The organism is Bacillus cereus group sp. N12 (assembly GCF_016483575.1).
GTDB classification, from domain to species: domain Bacteria; phylum Bacillota; class Bacilli; order Bacillales; family Bacillaceae_G; genus Bacillus_A; species Bacillus_A toyonensis.
In genome coordinates this window covers 65,283-80,897 of sequence record NZ_JAEHBO010000010.1, presented here as the reverse complement: position 1 = coordinate 80,897, position 15,615 = coordinate 65,283, and the positions used below count along the sequence as shown (strand labels likewise).

Genomic DNA, 15,615 nt, shown 5'->3' with positions numbered 1-15,615 from the left:
TTAGGGGGATTAACATGGGAGCAGAGAGTTCAACTAAGTTATTTAGAATAGACTGTGGAAATATATATCTACAAGAGTTTACTATGAAAGATGCTGAGAGTATTTATAAAATATCGAATCAACCGGAAATAGAAAAATTTTTGCCAGACTGGAAATCAACAAAAGAACAGAGGGTTAATTGGATTATCAATGATGAAATACCAGCAAATAAAGCATTTCTTGAGGCAGTGAAAACTACGAATAACATAGATAATCATATGTTAAAGCTAGGAATATTTAAGCAAGCTACAAATGAATTCATTGGATGGTGCTGCACAGGTATTAAAGAAGAACTCCCTTCACCAAACAGAGAGATAATGTATGCTATCTCAAGTGAATATCAAAATAATGGCTATGCTACAAAAGCGAATAAAGGCTTAATTGACTATTTGTTTAAAAAAACAAATGTAAATGTCCTCAACGCAATTGCTTTAATTAAAAATGTACCATCAAATAAAGTTATTGAAAAATGCGGATTTATTTATATGAGCCAACAGACGATAGAAAATCGACTATTTAATCATTATGTATTGAGTAAATCAGAGTGGATAAAAAATATAGCTCTTTGAAGGGAGCTATATTGCATATGAAATCAGTAAAAAAGCTTAGAGCTAAAACTCTGAGCTTTTTTTCGTACTATATGATAAGTTGTATAGTTATTCTTTATAATATATTGCATGTTGCTAATAAATAATACAAGGTGTTTCAGCGACTAGAAGTAAGAAGCATTGTATTCCATACCACTATACAAATATTATAAGATAGATATACGTTGATTATATATTGGAAATAGATTTGTTATCAGTTTTTTTAGAAATCTTACAAGCGTGTAAGATAAATGAAAGATGAATCAATATGTGCTATAAGACAATTCATTTACACTTTATAGTGAGCAGTGGAAATGAAGGGAGAATATAAATGGAAATTTTACATGCAAAAAGTATTAGTAAAGTATATAAAGGGAAAATACCTTTTAAAGCATTGGTAGATATTGATTTATCAATTCAAGAAGGTGAATTTGTAGGAATTATGGGACCATCAGGTAGCGGGAAAACAACATTATTAAATATGGTATCTACTATTGATTCTCCTACATCGGGAGAAATATTAATAAATGGTACAAATCCTTTTCAGTTATCATCAGACAGTTTAGCTTTATTTCGTAGGAAACAATTAGGATTTGTTTTTCAATCATTTAATTTACTTAGCACACTTACAGTGAAAGAAAACATTGTATTGCCGATGACACTAGATGGTGTATCTGTACAAGAAATGAACAAACGAGTGGAAGATATTGCAGAGAAATTAAATATTGCAGATATATTGAGTAAAAGAACGTTTGAAATATCAGGGGGGCAAGCTCAAAGAACTGCAATCGCTCGTGCTATCGTTCATAAACCACAATTATTACTTGCAGATGAACCAACAGGGAATTTAGACTCTAAATCTTCAAATGATGTAATGGAGATGCTAGATACTCTTAATAAAGAAGAAAAAGCAACGATGATGTTAGTTACACATGATCCGTATGCAGCGAGCTTTTGCAGCAGAGTTATATTTATTAAAGATGGTCAATTATATAATGAAATTTATTGTGGTGAAAGCAGGCAAGCCTTTTATCAAAAGATTATGGATGTCCTTTCTTTGTTAGGAGGGAAAAGGCATGACTTTTCGTCAGTTCGCGTTTAATAATATTTTTCGTAATAAGCGTACATATGCTGCTCATTTTTTAAGTTGTACATTTTCTATTATGATTTTCTTTACGTATGCCCTTTTGTTATTTCATCCTGATTTACAAGGGGAGTTGAAATCGACAAGTGCAACAATAAGTGCATTTGGTACATTAGGATTTACAGTTTCGCAAGGCTTGATATTTGTTTTTTCATTTTTCTTTATTCTATATTCAGTAAGTTCGTTTTTAAAAACGCGTAAGAAAGAATTTGGCATTTTAATGATGCAAGGTATGTCAATGAGGCAGCTAAAGAAATTATTATTAATTGAAAATATGTTAATTGGACTTGGGTCAATTTGTATAGGTATTTTCATCGGTCTCATATTTTCTAAACTAGTATTATTGATTAGTGCAAGTGTATTAATGATTAGTAATGGCTTACCTTTTTATATACCAGTGAAGGCCGTACTATTAACAGTCATCACATTTCTTTTCTTATTTTTAATCGTTTCGCTTGTTACTTTTAAAATGATAAAAGTAACGGGACTTGTGGAACTTATTCAAGCAGAGGAAAAGCCAAAGCCTGAACCGAAATTTTCCATTTTATTATCGCTACTTTCTTTAATTAGTATAGGCTATGGATATATTTCAGTATTTCGCTTTATCCCAAGTATTAATTTTATTACGCTCGGAATAGGTGTACTTCTAGTCATTATTGGAACGTACTTTTTATATACACAGTGTAGCGTGTATATATTGTATCTTGCTAAAAGGAGAGAATCTTTCTTTTTAAAGAGAACAAATATATTAACATTTTCAGAATTGATTTACCGTATGAAAGATAATGCAACGATGTTTTTTATAGTATCTATTATTTCAGCAGTTGCATTTACAGCAATAGGTACAACAGCCGCTCTTGGTAATAGGAATTTAGTGTGGATGACAAACCCATATACATTTCTGTATGAAAGCTCTGAAAACAACAAATTAGTAGATAAACATCTCTCTATTATAAAAAAACATCTCTCTGATGCAAATATTCCGTACCGAATGGCTTCATCTTCAAGTAAATTTACAGAAAGTAACGTAAATGTATTGAAATTAAGTGAATATAACGAACTTACGAGAGCACTAGGGTACCAACAAGAAACAATTGAAAAAGAAGATGAAATTTTACTAATTCCTGGGAGGGTGTCACAAAAACAAGAATTTAAAAATGGTGACTATAAAAAAAATATTGAAGTTATTCAAGGTGATTGGACAAAGACATTTCGTGTGAAAAAAACTGTGGGGGATTTAGTTTTACCACATGACTCTAGTAGTATTTATATTGCTGTTCAAGATCATGTGTATGATGAAATTCCTCTGACGAGTAATCCAAAAGATGAAAATATTCAACATCGTACTTATGGATTTGTTGTAGATGATTGGATAAAAACGAAAGAGATTTCAAATCAATTAAAGAGTATACTCGATAAAGATCTTAGGGACAGAGATTTCTACTTTGAAGCTTTAACATTAAACTTGTTGGAGGCAAAGCAAAAGAATGGTTTATTACTTATGGCAAGTGTTTTAGTCGGAATCGTTTTCTTTACATTTGCTGCTAGTTTTATTTATTTCCGATTATATACTGATTTGGACCGTGATCAACAACAATATAAAATGATTTCGAAAATGGGATTAAGTAAACGAGAGTTAAAAAAAGTTGTAACGAGACAGTTAGTATTAATGTTCTTCTTACCGATTGTTGTTGCGGTGATTCATACTGTAGTTGCGTATACGGCACTGCAACAATTAGTCAGTTTTTCTATTTTAAATAGCTCAATCGTTATTTTAATTTCATTTATATGTATACAAGTTTTATATTTCTTTATCACTCGTTGGCGTTACCTACAAAAGCTTTATAAGACTATGGAGCAATAGAGGATATTAACTAATAAAATTACAGAAAAGCATGTAAAAAATGATATGAATTATGAAAGGAACTGTGATGAAAAGAATTTTAACTATTTTTATGTTAACTATAATAATTTTAATAAGCTTTAGTGCATGCTCTAAAAAGGACAACGCATTTCCTGCAAACGGTGTATTAATTATTGGAGATGATAATAATATTTTACCAATTATTAATCGTTATCAGGAAATTACGAAAGAAAATGAAGTGTTTTCTGTGAAAAAAAGTGAAGTTGGAAATGGACATGTATTAATTATAAATGAATCTACAGCACAAGCATTGATTAAAGAAAAAGTTTTTCGTAAACGAGATAATGACTCCGATTATATTATAGATACGTTACCGAAATTCCCAAAAGAGGGATCGTTACTGTTTACAAGTGAAGACGAAAAGACTATGAAAAGTATTAAAATAGAAGGAAAAGAGATTCCTGTAACATACGATAGTGACGCTTGGATAGGTAACAATCGTAAATATCCAACGCAATCGTATGTGATCGTAGCAAAAAATAGCGTATATAAGGAAATAAAAGCAAATGAAACGAAAATACATCTTCTTCAATTAAAGAAATCTCTAGGTGACGAAAGACCTAAAATGTCGACAGATAATACAATGGTTAATGAAAATGTCAAAGTAAAAAAGCTAATTAAAGGTTTGGAAGGAGAAGTATCTTTTCAGTTTGTAACGATTGGAGAAAAAACTTAAAAAAGAGTTCGAGGTTGATAGAAACTATATCAACCTCGAACTCTTTTTAGTTATATGTCATTTAGATTACATTACTTCATTTAATCGAGTCTCGTTTGTTTCCTCGATCACATTTGTGTTTTGAACCGGATTACTTTGAGCTTCTTTTTCTTTACGAGACTTTTGTAGCATTTCAAGGATGATCCATATTGGAACACCTTTATCCTTTAGCATCTTCCATAAATCTAATTCGTTAAATTTATGCTCAGGCTGTTTCATTTCTTTTTCAGATGAACGAATATCGAACTTGATAGGATCATTTGCTTTCTTACCTTCAAGTTTAGTAGAAGAGATAGTATTATGCTCAAGGTTAGATGGAGTTATTTTAGTAGGTTGAGCTAATGTATGAATGTTTGATCCGATTTGCATGCTTTTTCCTCCTTTTCAAGCAATAAAATTAGTTTTCTTATGATTTTTAAATCCACGTAACATGAGGAAACTACATTCAATTATAAATTCAAATAATCAGATTTACAAGTTATATTGTGAAAAGCAAATGTTTACTTGAATTAATATTTATCAACATTTGTGTATGTTTTCTATATATACAACGTATATAAAATACTTTACATTATGTGTAAGTTAAAAACTGAATGTGTCAATATTTTTTATGGAAAAATGAAAGCGTTTAATTAGGGGGAGAAAGTATGGGGAAGTTATTTTTAAAAGTATGTTTTTTCACATTAGTGACTGTTTGTTCATTCATAGCGAAAACAACTTACGCTGAAGAGAGGCAACAAAATAATTATCCTATCATTTTAGTGAATGGATTTGCTGGATGGGGTAGGGAAGAAATGTTAGGGGTAAAATATTGGGGTGGTGTTCATGATATACAGGAAGATTTAAAAAGAAATGGTTATACAGTACATACGGCTGCTGTTGGTCCTGTTTCTAGTAACTGGGACCGTGCATGTGAATTATATGCACAAATTAACGGTGGAATTGTAGACTATGGTGCGGCACACGCTGAGAAACATGGACATAATCGTTTTGGTAGAACTTATAGTGGATTTGCACCGAATTGGAGTGAAACAAATAAAGTTCATTTAGTTGGGCATAGCATGGGTGGACAAACGACAAGAACATTAGTGCAGTTATTAAAAGAAGGCAGTTATGAAGAAAAAGACTATGTGAAAAATCATCCGAACGCAAAGATATCACCACTATTTGAAGGCGGTAAATCGTATGTTCATAGTGTTACAACTTTAGCAACTCCTCATAATGGCACAACACTCGCGGACGGAAGTCTTCTATTGCCGTTCGTTAAAGATTTACTCATTACAGCTGCGAGTTTAGGAGGAAACAATAATTTATCATTATATGATTTTAAATTGGACCAATGGGGTATGAAAAAAAACGCTGGAGAGTCCTTCTTCCAATATACTGATCGGATTTTAAATAGTTCAATTTGGGAAAATACAAAAGATATTAGTCAATGGGATTTAAGTACTGATGGAGCAAGGGAGTTAAATAGTTGGGTAAAGACGCAATCGGATGTGTATTACTTATCGTATAGTGGACATGCATCACAAGCAGCACCTATAACCGGTTTACAACTACCTCATATTACAATGAACAAAGTGTTAATGGGGAATGCATTTTTCTTAGGTTCCTATGCAAGATTTGAAGAAAATCGCCCATTAATTGATACATCTTGGTGGCAAAATGACGGTGTAGTAAATACAAATTCTATGATTGCGCCTTCAACTAGTATTGCTGTAAATCATAATGAGTTTTTACAGGTTGGAAAATGGAATCATATTGAAACGAAAGAAAATTGGGATCATTTAGATATGGTAGGACTAAGCGTTTCAGACACGTTAGGTTTTTCTAATATTCAAGAGTTTTATAGAACAGTTGCAGAAAAGTTATCACGGTTACCGCAATAGTTAATAATAAAGCGCTCTCGATGGAATTCGGGAGCGCTTTATATTATATTGAAAGAGGGATATGGAAGAAAAATATGGGGGGATATTATGAAAATACAAGTTGTTTTATCAGGATACGGGACAGTAGGAAGAGAGTTTATAAAATTGGTAAACGAAAAATATTTATATATATACGAAACATATGGAATCCATTTAGTTGTAAGTGGCGTATTAGGTAGAAATATTGCAATACATAATGAGGAAGGTTTGTCTATTCATCATTTATTAATGTATGGTAGCGGTACTGCATCAATTGAAAAGTATATAGAACATCACCCGAAAGACCGTGCAACAAGTGGGATAAGTGGTACTGTATTGGTAGAATCAACAGTTACAAATCTTAAAGATGGAAATCCGGGAAAAAAATATATAAAACAAGCGATTGAGAAACATATGGATATTGTTGCAATTTCAAAAGGTGCACTCGTTACTAACTGGAGAGAAATAAAGGCAGCAGCAAAAGAAGCGAATGTACGAATTCGCTATAGTGGCGCAACTGCTGCAGCACTACCGACATTAGATATTGGACAATTTAGTTTGGCTGGCTGCAATATTGAAAAAATAGAAGGAATATTAAACGGGACAACTAATTATATTCTTACAAAAATGTATGAAGAAGATGTTACGTTTGAAGAAGCACTGAAAGAAGCGCAAAATAAAGGAATTGCTGAGACGAACCCAATATTAGATGTAAGTGGTTCGGATAGTGCGTGTAAATTATTACTTTTGGCAAACAGCTTGATGGGTGTTGAGAATATGCTTACTGATATGCATATAAAAGGAATCGAAAATGTTACAAAACAACAAATTCGACATGCTAAGGAACAAAACAATTATATTAAATTAATAGCTTCAGCATATAAGGATATGGATGGTAAAGTGAATCTTAATGTAGAACCGCTTGAAATAGAAAAAGACCATCCACTAGCAAAAGTAAATGGAACTGAAAAAGGAATAACATTCTTTACAGATACAATGGGACAAGTTACTACAATTGGTGGAGCTTCTAATCCACGCGGAGCCGCAGCAGCTGCTTTAAAAGATGTAATTAACTTATATCGTAGAGATTTATAGAAGTAAAACTCACACCTTCAAAATTCGGATGGAGAAAAAAAGTTAGGTGGGAGCCTTTTTGCCCATATATGTCCGATTCGGGCTAAAAATCGGTGGGGGATGAATAAAATTCCCACGGATTAAAGTTTCACTTTATAAGACCGTACCGCTGTTAATAAAAAATACATATGTAGTGGACCTTTTGAGAATGAAATAAATATGCAAAAATAATTGCAGGGGGTAAGAAATTGTTTAAAGATTTTAAAGTTGTAAAAGATCGTCCCGTTTATATTCAATTAAAGGATTATTTTAAAAAGATGATTATGAAAGGGCATTTGCTCGGTGATCAAAAGATCCCATCAACAAGGGAACTGAGTGAATTATTATCAGTGAGCAGAAATACAGTACTCTCTGCTTATGCGGATTTAGAACAAGAAGGACTCATTTATGCAGTAAAAGGAAAAGGGAATTTCGTTGCGAAGGTGGATATATCTAACACCTCGTCTGTTGAAATAGATTGGAAAAATAAACTGAATACAGTTACCACATTAGCGGATGAATTAGACTTAATGAAGCATGGAGTTCGCTGGGAAAAAGGAATGGTTGTTTTTAATAGTATAGCCCCGGACGAAAAGCTATTTGATGTTGAAAATTTCAAAAGAGCTTTTCTTACTCGTATGTCCATTGAAGGGGATATCGTATTGAACTACGGATATGCAAAAGGTTACCGACCGTTAATGAAATATCTACTTCATTACATGGAAATGAAAGGTGTAGATATTTCGAACAAAGATATTTTAATTACAAATGGATTTACAGAAGGATTAGATATTGTACTATCTTCCTTAGCGAAAAAATCAGGGCGTGTGATTTGTGAGAATCCAACTCACCATGCTGCATTGAAACTTTTTCGCTTACATGGACTTGAAGTTCATGGGATAGATATGAATGATGATGGTATTGATACGACTCAAGTAGAAAAAAGTTTACGTGAAAAGGATTTTGATTTTGCGTATTTAATTCCTTCTTATCATAATCCAACTGGTATTGTTACAAGTTCGGAGAAAAGAACGGAATTGATGAGGTTATTTTCGAAATATAAGGTTCCTATTATAGAGGACGGATTTAATGAAGAATTACGTTATTCAGGTTCACATTTATCGCCACTATTAACTTTTGCTGGGGCTGGTAATAATGTGATTTATATTAGTAGCTTTTCGAAGGTACTTTTCCCTGGTTTACGTGTAGGTTGGATTATTGCCGATAAAGAACTGATTCATTATTTAGAAAGTGTTAAAAGAGCAAGAACCATTCACACATCTACGTTAGATCAAGCTGTTTTGTTTCAATATTTACATGAAGGATATTTTGAAAAATATTTAAAAAAGGCAAGATCTGTTTACAAGAAAAAATATGAGTTAGCCGTTGGGGCTTGCAATCAGTACATTCCGTTTAAAAGGATGACTGGAGATGGCGGACTTCATTTGTTTATAGAGTTGGAAGAGAAAATTCACGCTCGCACACTTTTACAAAAGTGTTATGAGAAAGGTGTAACGTTTTCTCCTGGAGATGTTTTTTATTCTGATGGAGGGGGAGCGAATACATTCCGCTTAGGTTTTTCACGTTTGAAGGAGAAAGAAATAGTTAGTGGGATTCAAATAATTGGTGAAACTTTAAAAAATGAAACTTGGAGTTGAGAAAATGAGAATTGGCGTTATTATGGGAGGAGTATCCTCTGAAAAACAAGTATCAATTATGACTGGAAATGAAATGATTGCACATTTAGATAAAAATAAGTATGAAATCGTTCCAATTACGTTAAATGAAAAAATGGATTTAATTGAAAAGGCGAAAGACATTGATTTTGCATTGCTAGCATTACACGGAAAATACGGAGAAGATGGTACGGTTCAAGGGACGCTTGAGAGTTTAGGTATTCCATATAGTGGCAGCAATATGTTATCTAGCGGTATATGTATGGATAAAAATATTTCGAAAAAGATTTTGCGTTATGAAGGAGTAGAAACACCAGATTGGATTGAACTTACAAAAATGGCAGATCTAAAGCTTGAGGATTTAGATAAGTTAGGATTTCCGTTAGTGGTAAAACCAAACTCTGGCGGCTCGAGTGTTGGCGTAAAGATCGTCAATGATAAAAATGAATTGATCTCAATGCTGGAAACTGTATTCGAATGGGATTCTGAAGTAGTAATTGAGAAGTATATAAAGGGTGACGAGATTACATGTTCAATTTTTGATGGTAAACAGTTACCTATCGTTTCAATTCGACATGCAGCTGAGTTTTTCGACTACAATGCAAAATACGATGATGTTAGTACAATTGAAGAAGTTATTGAACTTCCAACTGAAATTAAGGAGCGTGTAAATAAAGCGTCATTGGCTTGTTATAAAGCATTAAAATGTAGTGTTTATGCAAGGGTTGATATGATGGTGAAGGACGGAATTCCATATGTAATGGAGGTTAATACATTACCAGGGATGACCCAATCAAGTTTACTGCCAAAAAGTGCAGATGCCGCGGGGATTAATTATAGTAAACTATTAGATATGATAATTGAAACTTCATTAAGAGTGAGGAAAGAAGAAGGTTTTTAAGATAATTATAGAATTAAAACTTTTGATAGTTCCACGAAGTATGCTATGATAATTACAATACGACAACTAAATATTTATCCACTAGGGGGGCCTTTTGTAGGCTGAGATCAAACATAATTTTGAGACTCTTAGTACCTGATCTGGTTAATACCAGCGTAGGGAAGTGGGAAGACGATTATATTTAAAGAATACATTAATATTGTCTATTTCACTTTCTTTACGCCTGTAAAGAAAGTTTTTTTGTTTTACAGATTTAATAACTGTGGATAAATGCATATATTTTATACATTATTGGAGGAATTTAAATGACTTTTTCACAAACATTACGTAAAGAAGTAGATTCTATTTGGGAGGCAAGTTTTCATCATCCTTTTGTAAAAAAACTTGGTGAAGGTACGTTAGATTTGGCAAGTTTTCGTTATTACGTACTTCAAGATTCATATTATTTAAGTCATTTTGCTAGAGTACAAACTTTAGGAGCTGCAAAGGCTCTTGAATTAGAAACGACAGCTCGCATGGCACACCATGCTCAAAATACATACGAGGCAGAATTATCATTACATGAGAATTTCGCAAAGAAATTGGGAATTACGGAAGAAGAAAAAGGTCATTTTATCCCTGCCCCAACTGCATATGCGTATACTTCACATATGTACCGTGCGGCGTATGAAGGGCATTTAGGGGATATTATCGCAGCAATTTTACCTTGCTACTGGCTATATTATGAAATTGGTGAACGTTTAAAAGAATGTCAGCCAGAAGAGCCGATTTATAAAGAGTGGATTTCTGCTTATGGATCTGATTGGTTCCGTACTTTAGTTGAAGAGCAAATTACACGATTAGATACTATCGCTGAACAAGTGACAGAGTCTGATCGGAAGCGTATGAAACAGCATTTCATTATTAGTAGTCAATATGAATATTCATTTTGGGAAATGGCTTACACTTTAGAGAAGTGGCCAGTGAATACAGAAGTAAAAGATGTAATTGGATAAAGAGTAGAGGTATTGTTATACATATGTATGGATAATACCTCTTTATATGATTTCAAAAAAGGGGTATCGCAAAAAAGACGTATCAATCTAAGTGCGTCTTTTTTTCAATTTTCTTCAATTAGCAATTTCATGGAGAGCTTGCTGGAAAAGTAGAATGAAAAGCCCTAATCAGGGCTTTTTTTGTAGGAATTTCTTAACCGTCATTGAGTCCTGTCACTAGTAGGTGTTTTGACGCTACGACGGACTAAGAAAGTATATGAAAGTGTTATAACGAGAGGCATTTACAGTACAGAAAAATTTAAGCGGCATACGGGAATACATAGGATACGGCATGATGGTTATTGAGAAATGAAGTGAACTTAGTAAGCATGAAGATATGACGCAAGAATTCACATTTTATAATTTCTATTTATAAAAATGAGCCCATAGTAAAAATAGGTATATGAACAAGGTGCATTGTCTAGTGATAGGTCATATTTTAAAGGTGTACGCATTGAACTTAGTTTATACCGCTATTTCTACTTAGATTTAACGAACAGAAATATAGGAAAGCATCGATGAAGTTAAAGCTTATAAACGGAGGTCATGAAAATGAATAAGTTTCAACAAGAACTACAAGCGTTAAGCCTTAATGATTACCAGTCTGGAAATATTGTGTATTGGGACCAGCAAAACCAATATCCATACTACTATTTTGAAGATGCTGCTCGTCGCTGTGGCGGTTGCGGTCGTTGTGGTGGTGGTGGATTCCGTTGTGGTGGATTCCGTTGTATTGGTTGCTTTGGTTGTTTTGGTTGTGGTGGCTGTGGTGGCTGTGGCGGTTGTGGTGGTTGTTCTAATTGTTTTAATGGTTTTAATGGTACCACTGATACTACTGGTACTATTGTAACATATGAATATTGATAAGAGAAAAAAGGAATCTACTTTGTAAAGCGTTATACAATTTTATAAAAGAGATAAATCAAAACAGACGTAGCATCTTTTAATTTAGAGAAATAATTTATCCAACCTTTTATAAACATTGTGACTTTATTTCAAATCAAAAATTGAATGTTTTTTATGTTCAATACCCTTGACGCAATCTTTGACTTTCGTAAGTAGATTTATTGCACCAGAACCAAAAAGAAGAGCTGCTATCAGCCCTTCTTTCTCTTTTCTTTTTAAGATTGTAATTCTTATAGTCTGTATAATATCTGTCCATAAATGCAACCATGTCACCAAAGAATCCCCATTTACCTACATTTATCCAACCTTTAACAACTGCCGATTTTAATGCTTTTCTCCCCGCATCTTTACGATCTTTTGCTGTTATATCTGATTTTCTGCTGATTCTCATACTTGATATGAAATATGTGAAAGTCAGTATGAATGGTGGAAGTGAGCGCAACTTTAAATGCTATTTATTGGGATTAACAAATTTAATAATCTATTTTTTTACTATTGATTAATTTTGAAACGTAACAAAACTACGTAACTGTTTGTATAAAATGCACTGCTCTAGTATTCAAAATTGAGAACATGGAATAAGGTGCTTTGTTTCTACAAGCTGCTTTTGTTTTACTTTATATTACGATTTATAGACCGGAAATTACACTTTAAATGTTTATTACTGTAGCAGTTATGTTTCTTTCACTAATAGTGTTAGTGGATGTACCAATTCCCGTGGCATTCAGAGATAGACTGTATACATAAGTACCAGGGGGAGGGGTATCTATCCAGACTATTGAAACGTAGTGTGTTAAATTTGTTGAAACATTTACTGGTTTTTGAATATCTTCTTGAAGCTCCATCTGAACCGCAATAGTAAAGACGCCTCTTTTTAGAGCGAGAATTGAAGATACAGTAAATTCTGTAAGGGGACTTAGGGAAACATAATCAGATCTGAAAACTCCTTCTAACTTTACTATTTGATTAACGCCTACACTAATAGCTGGTAATACGAGGTTAGTTGGGCTAGTTGCAGGAATATGACTTTGGTTAAATGTAACTGAAACAATGCCAGGTGGTCCAGTATTACCAGTAGGTCCAGTATCGCCAGTAGGCCCAGTATCGCCGGTCGGCCCAGTGGCACCAGTAGCACCTGTTGAACCAGTGGGACCTGTAGGGAATTGAAAAGGTTGCATAGGTGGGAGTGTTGGTCCAATCGAACCCTGGTTTAATGCAGCAGAAGATAAAAACTCGTCCAATATAATTCACCTCTAAAAAAATTGTATTACTAATAGTAAATGTAGGAGTTGAGCAAAGTGACATGGACAAGCGGTTGTATGTTAAAAATTAAACAAAATAGTTATTTTATTAAAGAAAAAACATGCACAAAAATTGCGCATGTATAATAAAAAGCTATGTCTTGTCTATGTAAATATATGATTGGCTTATACAAACCGTGAGTGTGTTTGAGAAAAATGGTTATTTATTAACAAATATAAAGAGCGCTTTTTAAGGCGCCCTTTAACCAAAACTAATATTAAAAAAGAATACCACATGATATTTTATGTATGTTCTTAATAAATGTGCGGTTTTTAAACAAAATCCTTATTTTATCTTAAATAAAAAGAGCACACATATAAGCGTGCTCTCAAATAAGAAAGGTAGAATGCTATGAATGGAAAGCCTCGATAGAATAACATATGCTTGTCCGGTTTAAATGTGAGAAGTTTTTAATAAAAACGCTATTTTAGTAAAGGACAAGTTTAAAAGGCCCTGATTGACACAGGACTTTTTAAAAGGGAACAACACTTGACATGTTATAAATTATGACTGAAAGTACCTTTTATATTAGCATTATTGGGATTTTAATTCCAATAATGCTTGTTGAGAAATAAAAACTTTATTTTGCACAACAGAGCAGCTAGCTGAAGTAGCTAACTGCTCTATTGTACAATTTTAGAAGTTCACTGGATACAGATATATGTTTTAACAAAAAGTTACATCTATATTATAAACGAATATCAAAATATTATGCAGGAAAGAAAACTAAATTAAAACTTCATTTTGTACAACAAAGCAGTCAGCCTAATTGGCTAACTACTTGTTGTATAAAGGAAAATTAGGCCCTACAAGTAAATGATATGTAACTTTAAGTTACAGCTATAGTATAAGCAGAATTTAAAATATTATGTGGAAGTGAAAATGATCTTAAATTTTAGAGCGAAGGGGAGTTGGATAATAGAGTTAACGGAGTACGCCATTTATAAGGGTGAATCGCTAATATGTATTGCAACTGTACAGGAGTGTGCTCAACATTTGGGTGTACTTCCCAAGACAATCCTCTTTTATAAAACACCAGTTTATAGGAAAAGAGTGGCCGGTAGACAGAAAGCTTGTATTTATTTAACTGTTACCGCGCTAGATGAAGATTAATATAAAAATTTCATTTTGTATTAGTTTAAAACCAAAAAAGAGCACTTAATAAAGTGCTCTCTTGCCGAAATCCATTTTGTAAAGACTACTTCATTTTATAAAGAGAGGAACACAAAATATTATATGTGTATCCAGTCAATTGAGTGCGTTTTTACAAACAAAGAGCAGCTAGCAAAAACTAACTGCTCGGTTCTCCAAGGGGGAACAAGGAGAAAGTAACTTAATGGGTTGTCTACAGTATTGACGGAATCTGGAGACTTATTCGATCAAATAAAAAAGGTACTGTATATAAGTGCACTTCGGACCAAGTTTTTTTATGGTAACAGTTATTGGTATTATGTGTAAGAACTAACGTGTATCTTGAAAATAATCATTATTTATTTAAATGTAAATTTACAACTAGAGTAGAATCGCATCAATACGCTCGCAGTTAACTACAGTGATATCTCCGTTTTCACCTATAAATGTAGCAAGACATGATTTATTATGGAATCCTACAAATATAGAAGCTTTTAATACTGTGCCATTAACTAAAAGTTGTTTTATTTTTTTCCCTAAGTAAAATGTTTCTAAAAGATAGCAAATATCTTTAAAACTCTCTTTTCGGGTTGGGATAAAAGAAGGTCGGTTATTTGGAAGAGATGTTAGAATAGGATTAAATACTTTGGGATTAATAGCATAGTTGATGAAAACTGACATTTTTCCGGCTCCTCTATTTTATAATTTATATTGAAATATGCTGTGTGAAATAGGGCTTTTTTCAAAGCCCCATCTTTACTCTACTCAGCTTCAATTCTAAGCGCTTGAATATCACGACAGTCCAAAACAATTATAGAGCCAGGTTCTGTTGTGTTATCCACAAATGTTACACAAAAATTATCTGGATTAAAGTTAGTAAAAATAAGATCCTCTAGTGTTGTTCCTGTAAGGAAGACATCTACTTCTGTACCTAACTGTAATCTTTCTAATTGTTCGCAAACACATTTTGTATGCTCAGCCATATAAAAACACCTCCTTTTCTCAAATTACTATTAATATATGTATAAATTAAATAGAACGATTGGAGTAATAGCTTAGTAATATTAATTATTTTGCTAGTTAATATTTTTATAAAATAATCCTTTGAAATGAATATCGTCCGGCTAGAAAACTAGAGGACACCAATTCATTAAAGCAGCAATTAAAGCTGTTTTAGGAATAGGTGTCCTTTTTATTTTGAAAAGGGAGATGGGGAAATGAATGTGTTAAGAGATC

At 32.9% G+C, this 15,615-nt stretch carries 16 protein-coding genes and 1 riboswitch; of the genes, 11 read left to right on the top strand and 5 right to left on the bottom strand.

Annotation, left to right across the window (positions count from 1 at the left end; all coding sequences use genetic code 11):
* Positions 1–14: 14 nt before the first annotated feature.
* From JDS92_RS08155 to JDS92_RS08140, 4 genes are all read left to right on the top strand, one after another.
* The gene (locus JDS92_RS08155) at positions 15–608 is read left to right on the top strand and encodes a GNAT family N-acetyltransferase (protein ID WP_199631785.1); all 594 of its coding nucleotides are present in this window, start codon (positions 15–17) and stop codon (positions 606–608) included.
* Positions 609–957: 349 nt separating this feature from the next.
* Positions 958–1,728: an ABC transporter ATP-binding protein gene (locus JDS92_RS08150; protein ID WP_000404264.1), complete on the top strand. Its 771-nt coding sequence runs from the start codon at positions 958–960 to the stop codon at positions 1,726–1,728.
* On the top strand, positions 1,703–3,634 hold the full coding sequence (locus JDS92_RS08145) for an ABC transporter permease (protein ID WP_199631784.1): 1,932 nt from the start codon (positions 1,703–1,705) through the stop codon (positions 3,632–3,634). Before JDS92_RS08150 ends, JDS92_RS08145 begins: the two co-directional genes overlap by 26 nt.
* Positions 3,635–3,701: 67 nt before the next feature.
* Positions 3,702–4,370: a lipoprotein BA_5634 family protein gene (locus JDS92_RS08140; RefSeq protein ID WP_098711605.1), complete on the top strand. Its 669-nt coding sequence runs from the start codon at positions 3,702–3,704 to the stop codon at positions 4,368–4,370.
* Between the two features lie 66 nt (positions 4,371–4,436).
* Here JDS92_RS08140 and JDS92_RS08135 read toward each other — a convergent pair whose 3' ends face one another.
* Positions 4,437–4,778, bottom strand: coding sequence for a DUF3914 domain-containing protein (locus JDS92_RS08135; RefSeq protein WP_087969204.1), 342 nt, complete (start codon positions 4,776–4,778; stop codon positions 4,437–4,439).
* 278 nt (positions 4,779–5,056) lie between these two features.
* Here JDS92_RS08135 and JDS92_RS08130 point away from each other — a divergent pair, with 278 nt between their 5' ends.
* The 6 genes from JDS92_RS08130 to JDS92_RS08105 all read left to right on the top strand — a co-directional run bounded on the left by JDS92_RS08130 (position 5,057) and on the right by JDS92_RS08105 (position 11,904).
* Complete coding sequence (locus JDS92_RS08130; protein ID WP_097958568.1) at positions 5,057–6,298, top strand: esterase/lipase family protein; 1,242 nt, start codon at positions 5,057–5,059, stop codon at positions 6,296–6,298.
* 87 nt (positions 6,299–6,385) lie between these two features.
* Positions 6,386–7,411, top strand: a complete 1,026-nt coding sequence (locus JDS92_RS08125; RefSeq protein WP_087969202.1) for a homoserine dehydrogenase — start codon at positions 6,386–6,388, stop codon at positions 7,409–7,411.
* Positions 7,412–7,638: 227 nt separating this feature from the next.
* Positions 7,639–9,087 carry a MocR-like pyridoxine biosynthesis transcription factor PdxR gene (gene pdxR / locus JDS92_RS08120; protein ID WP_000471600.1) on the top strand — a complete coding sequence of 483 codons (1,449 nt, stop codon included), beginning with the start codon at positions 7,639–7,641 and terminating at the stop codon, positions 9,085–9,087.
* A 4-nt stretch (positions 9,088–9,091) separates the two neighbouring features.
* Positions 9,092–10,006 (top strand): D-alanine--D-alanine ligase, encoded by a 915-nt coding sequence (gene ddlB, locus JDS92_RS08115; protein ID WP_097958653.1) that lies wholly within the window; start codon positions 9,092–9,094, stop codon positions 10,004–10,006.
* 73 nt (positions 10,007–10,079) lie between these two features.
* Positions 10,080–10,185, top strand: a riboswitch (TPP riboswitch).
* Between the two features lie 126 nt (positions 10,186–10,311).
* Positions 10,312–11,001 carry a thiaminase II gene (tenA, locus tag JDS92_RS08110; protein WP_097958571.1) on the top strand — a complete coding sequence of 230 codons (690 nt, stop codon included), beginning with the start codon at positions 10,312–10,314 and terminating at the stop codon, positions 10,999–11,001.
* 585 nt (positions 11,002–11,586) lie between these two features.
* Complete coding sequence (locus tag JDS92_RS08105; RefSeq protein ID WP_199631783.1) at positions 11,587–11,904, top strand: heterocycloanthracin/sonorensin family bacteriocin; 318 nt, start codon at positions 11,587–11,589, stop codon at positions 11,902–11,904.
* 126 nt (positions 11,905–12,030) lie between these two features.
* On the opposite strand, the gene JDS92_RS08100 is transcribed toward JDS92_RS08105, so the two are convergent.
* Both JDS92_RS08100 and JDS92_RS08095 read right to left on the bottom strand, forming a co-directional pair.
* Complete coding sequence (locus tag JDS92_RS08100; RefSeq protein WP_000220051.1) at positions 12,031–12,219, bottom strand: hypothetical protein; 189 nt, start codon at positions 12,217–12,219, stop codon at positions 12,031–12,033.
* A 377-nt stretch (positions 12,220–12,596) separates the two neighbouring features.
* Complete coding sequence (locus JDS92_RS08095) at positions 12,597–13,187, bottom strand: collagen-like triple helix repeat-containing protein (RefSeq protein ID WP_098911676.1); 591 nt, start codon at positions 13,185–13,187, stop codon at positions 12,597–12,599.
* A gap of 979 nt (positions 13,188–14,166) precedes the next feature.
* Here JDS92_RS08095 and JDS92_RS30820 point away from each other — a divergent pair.
* Complete coding sequence (locus JDS92_RS30820; RefSeq protein WP_033663288.1) at positions 14,167–14,361, top strand: hypothetical protein; 195 nt, start codon at positions 14,167–14,169, stop codon at positions 14,359–14,361.
* A 399-nt stretch (positions 14,362–14,760) separates the two neighbouring features.
* On the opposite strand, the gene JDS92_RS08090 is transcribed toward JDS92_RS30820, so the two are convergent.
* On the bottom strand, positions 14,761–15,060 hold the full coding sequence (locus JDS92_RS08090) for a hypothetical protein (protein ID WP_000110265.1): 300 nt from the start codon (positions 15,058–15,060) through the stop codon (positions 14,761–14,763).
* 80 nt (positions 15,061–15,140) lie between these two features.
* Positions 15,141–15,362: a hypothetical protein gene (locus tag JDS92_RS08085; RefSeq protein WP_000807684.1), complete on the bottom strand. Its 222-nt coding sequence runs from the start codon at positions 15,360–15,362 to the stop codon at positions 15,141–15,143.
* Between the last annotated feature and the right edge of the window lie 253 nt (positions 15,363–15,615).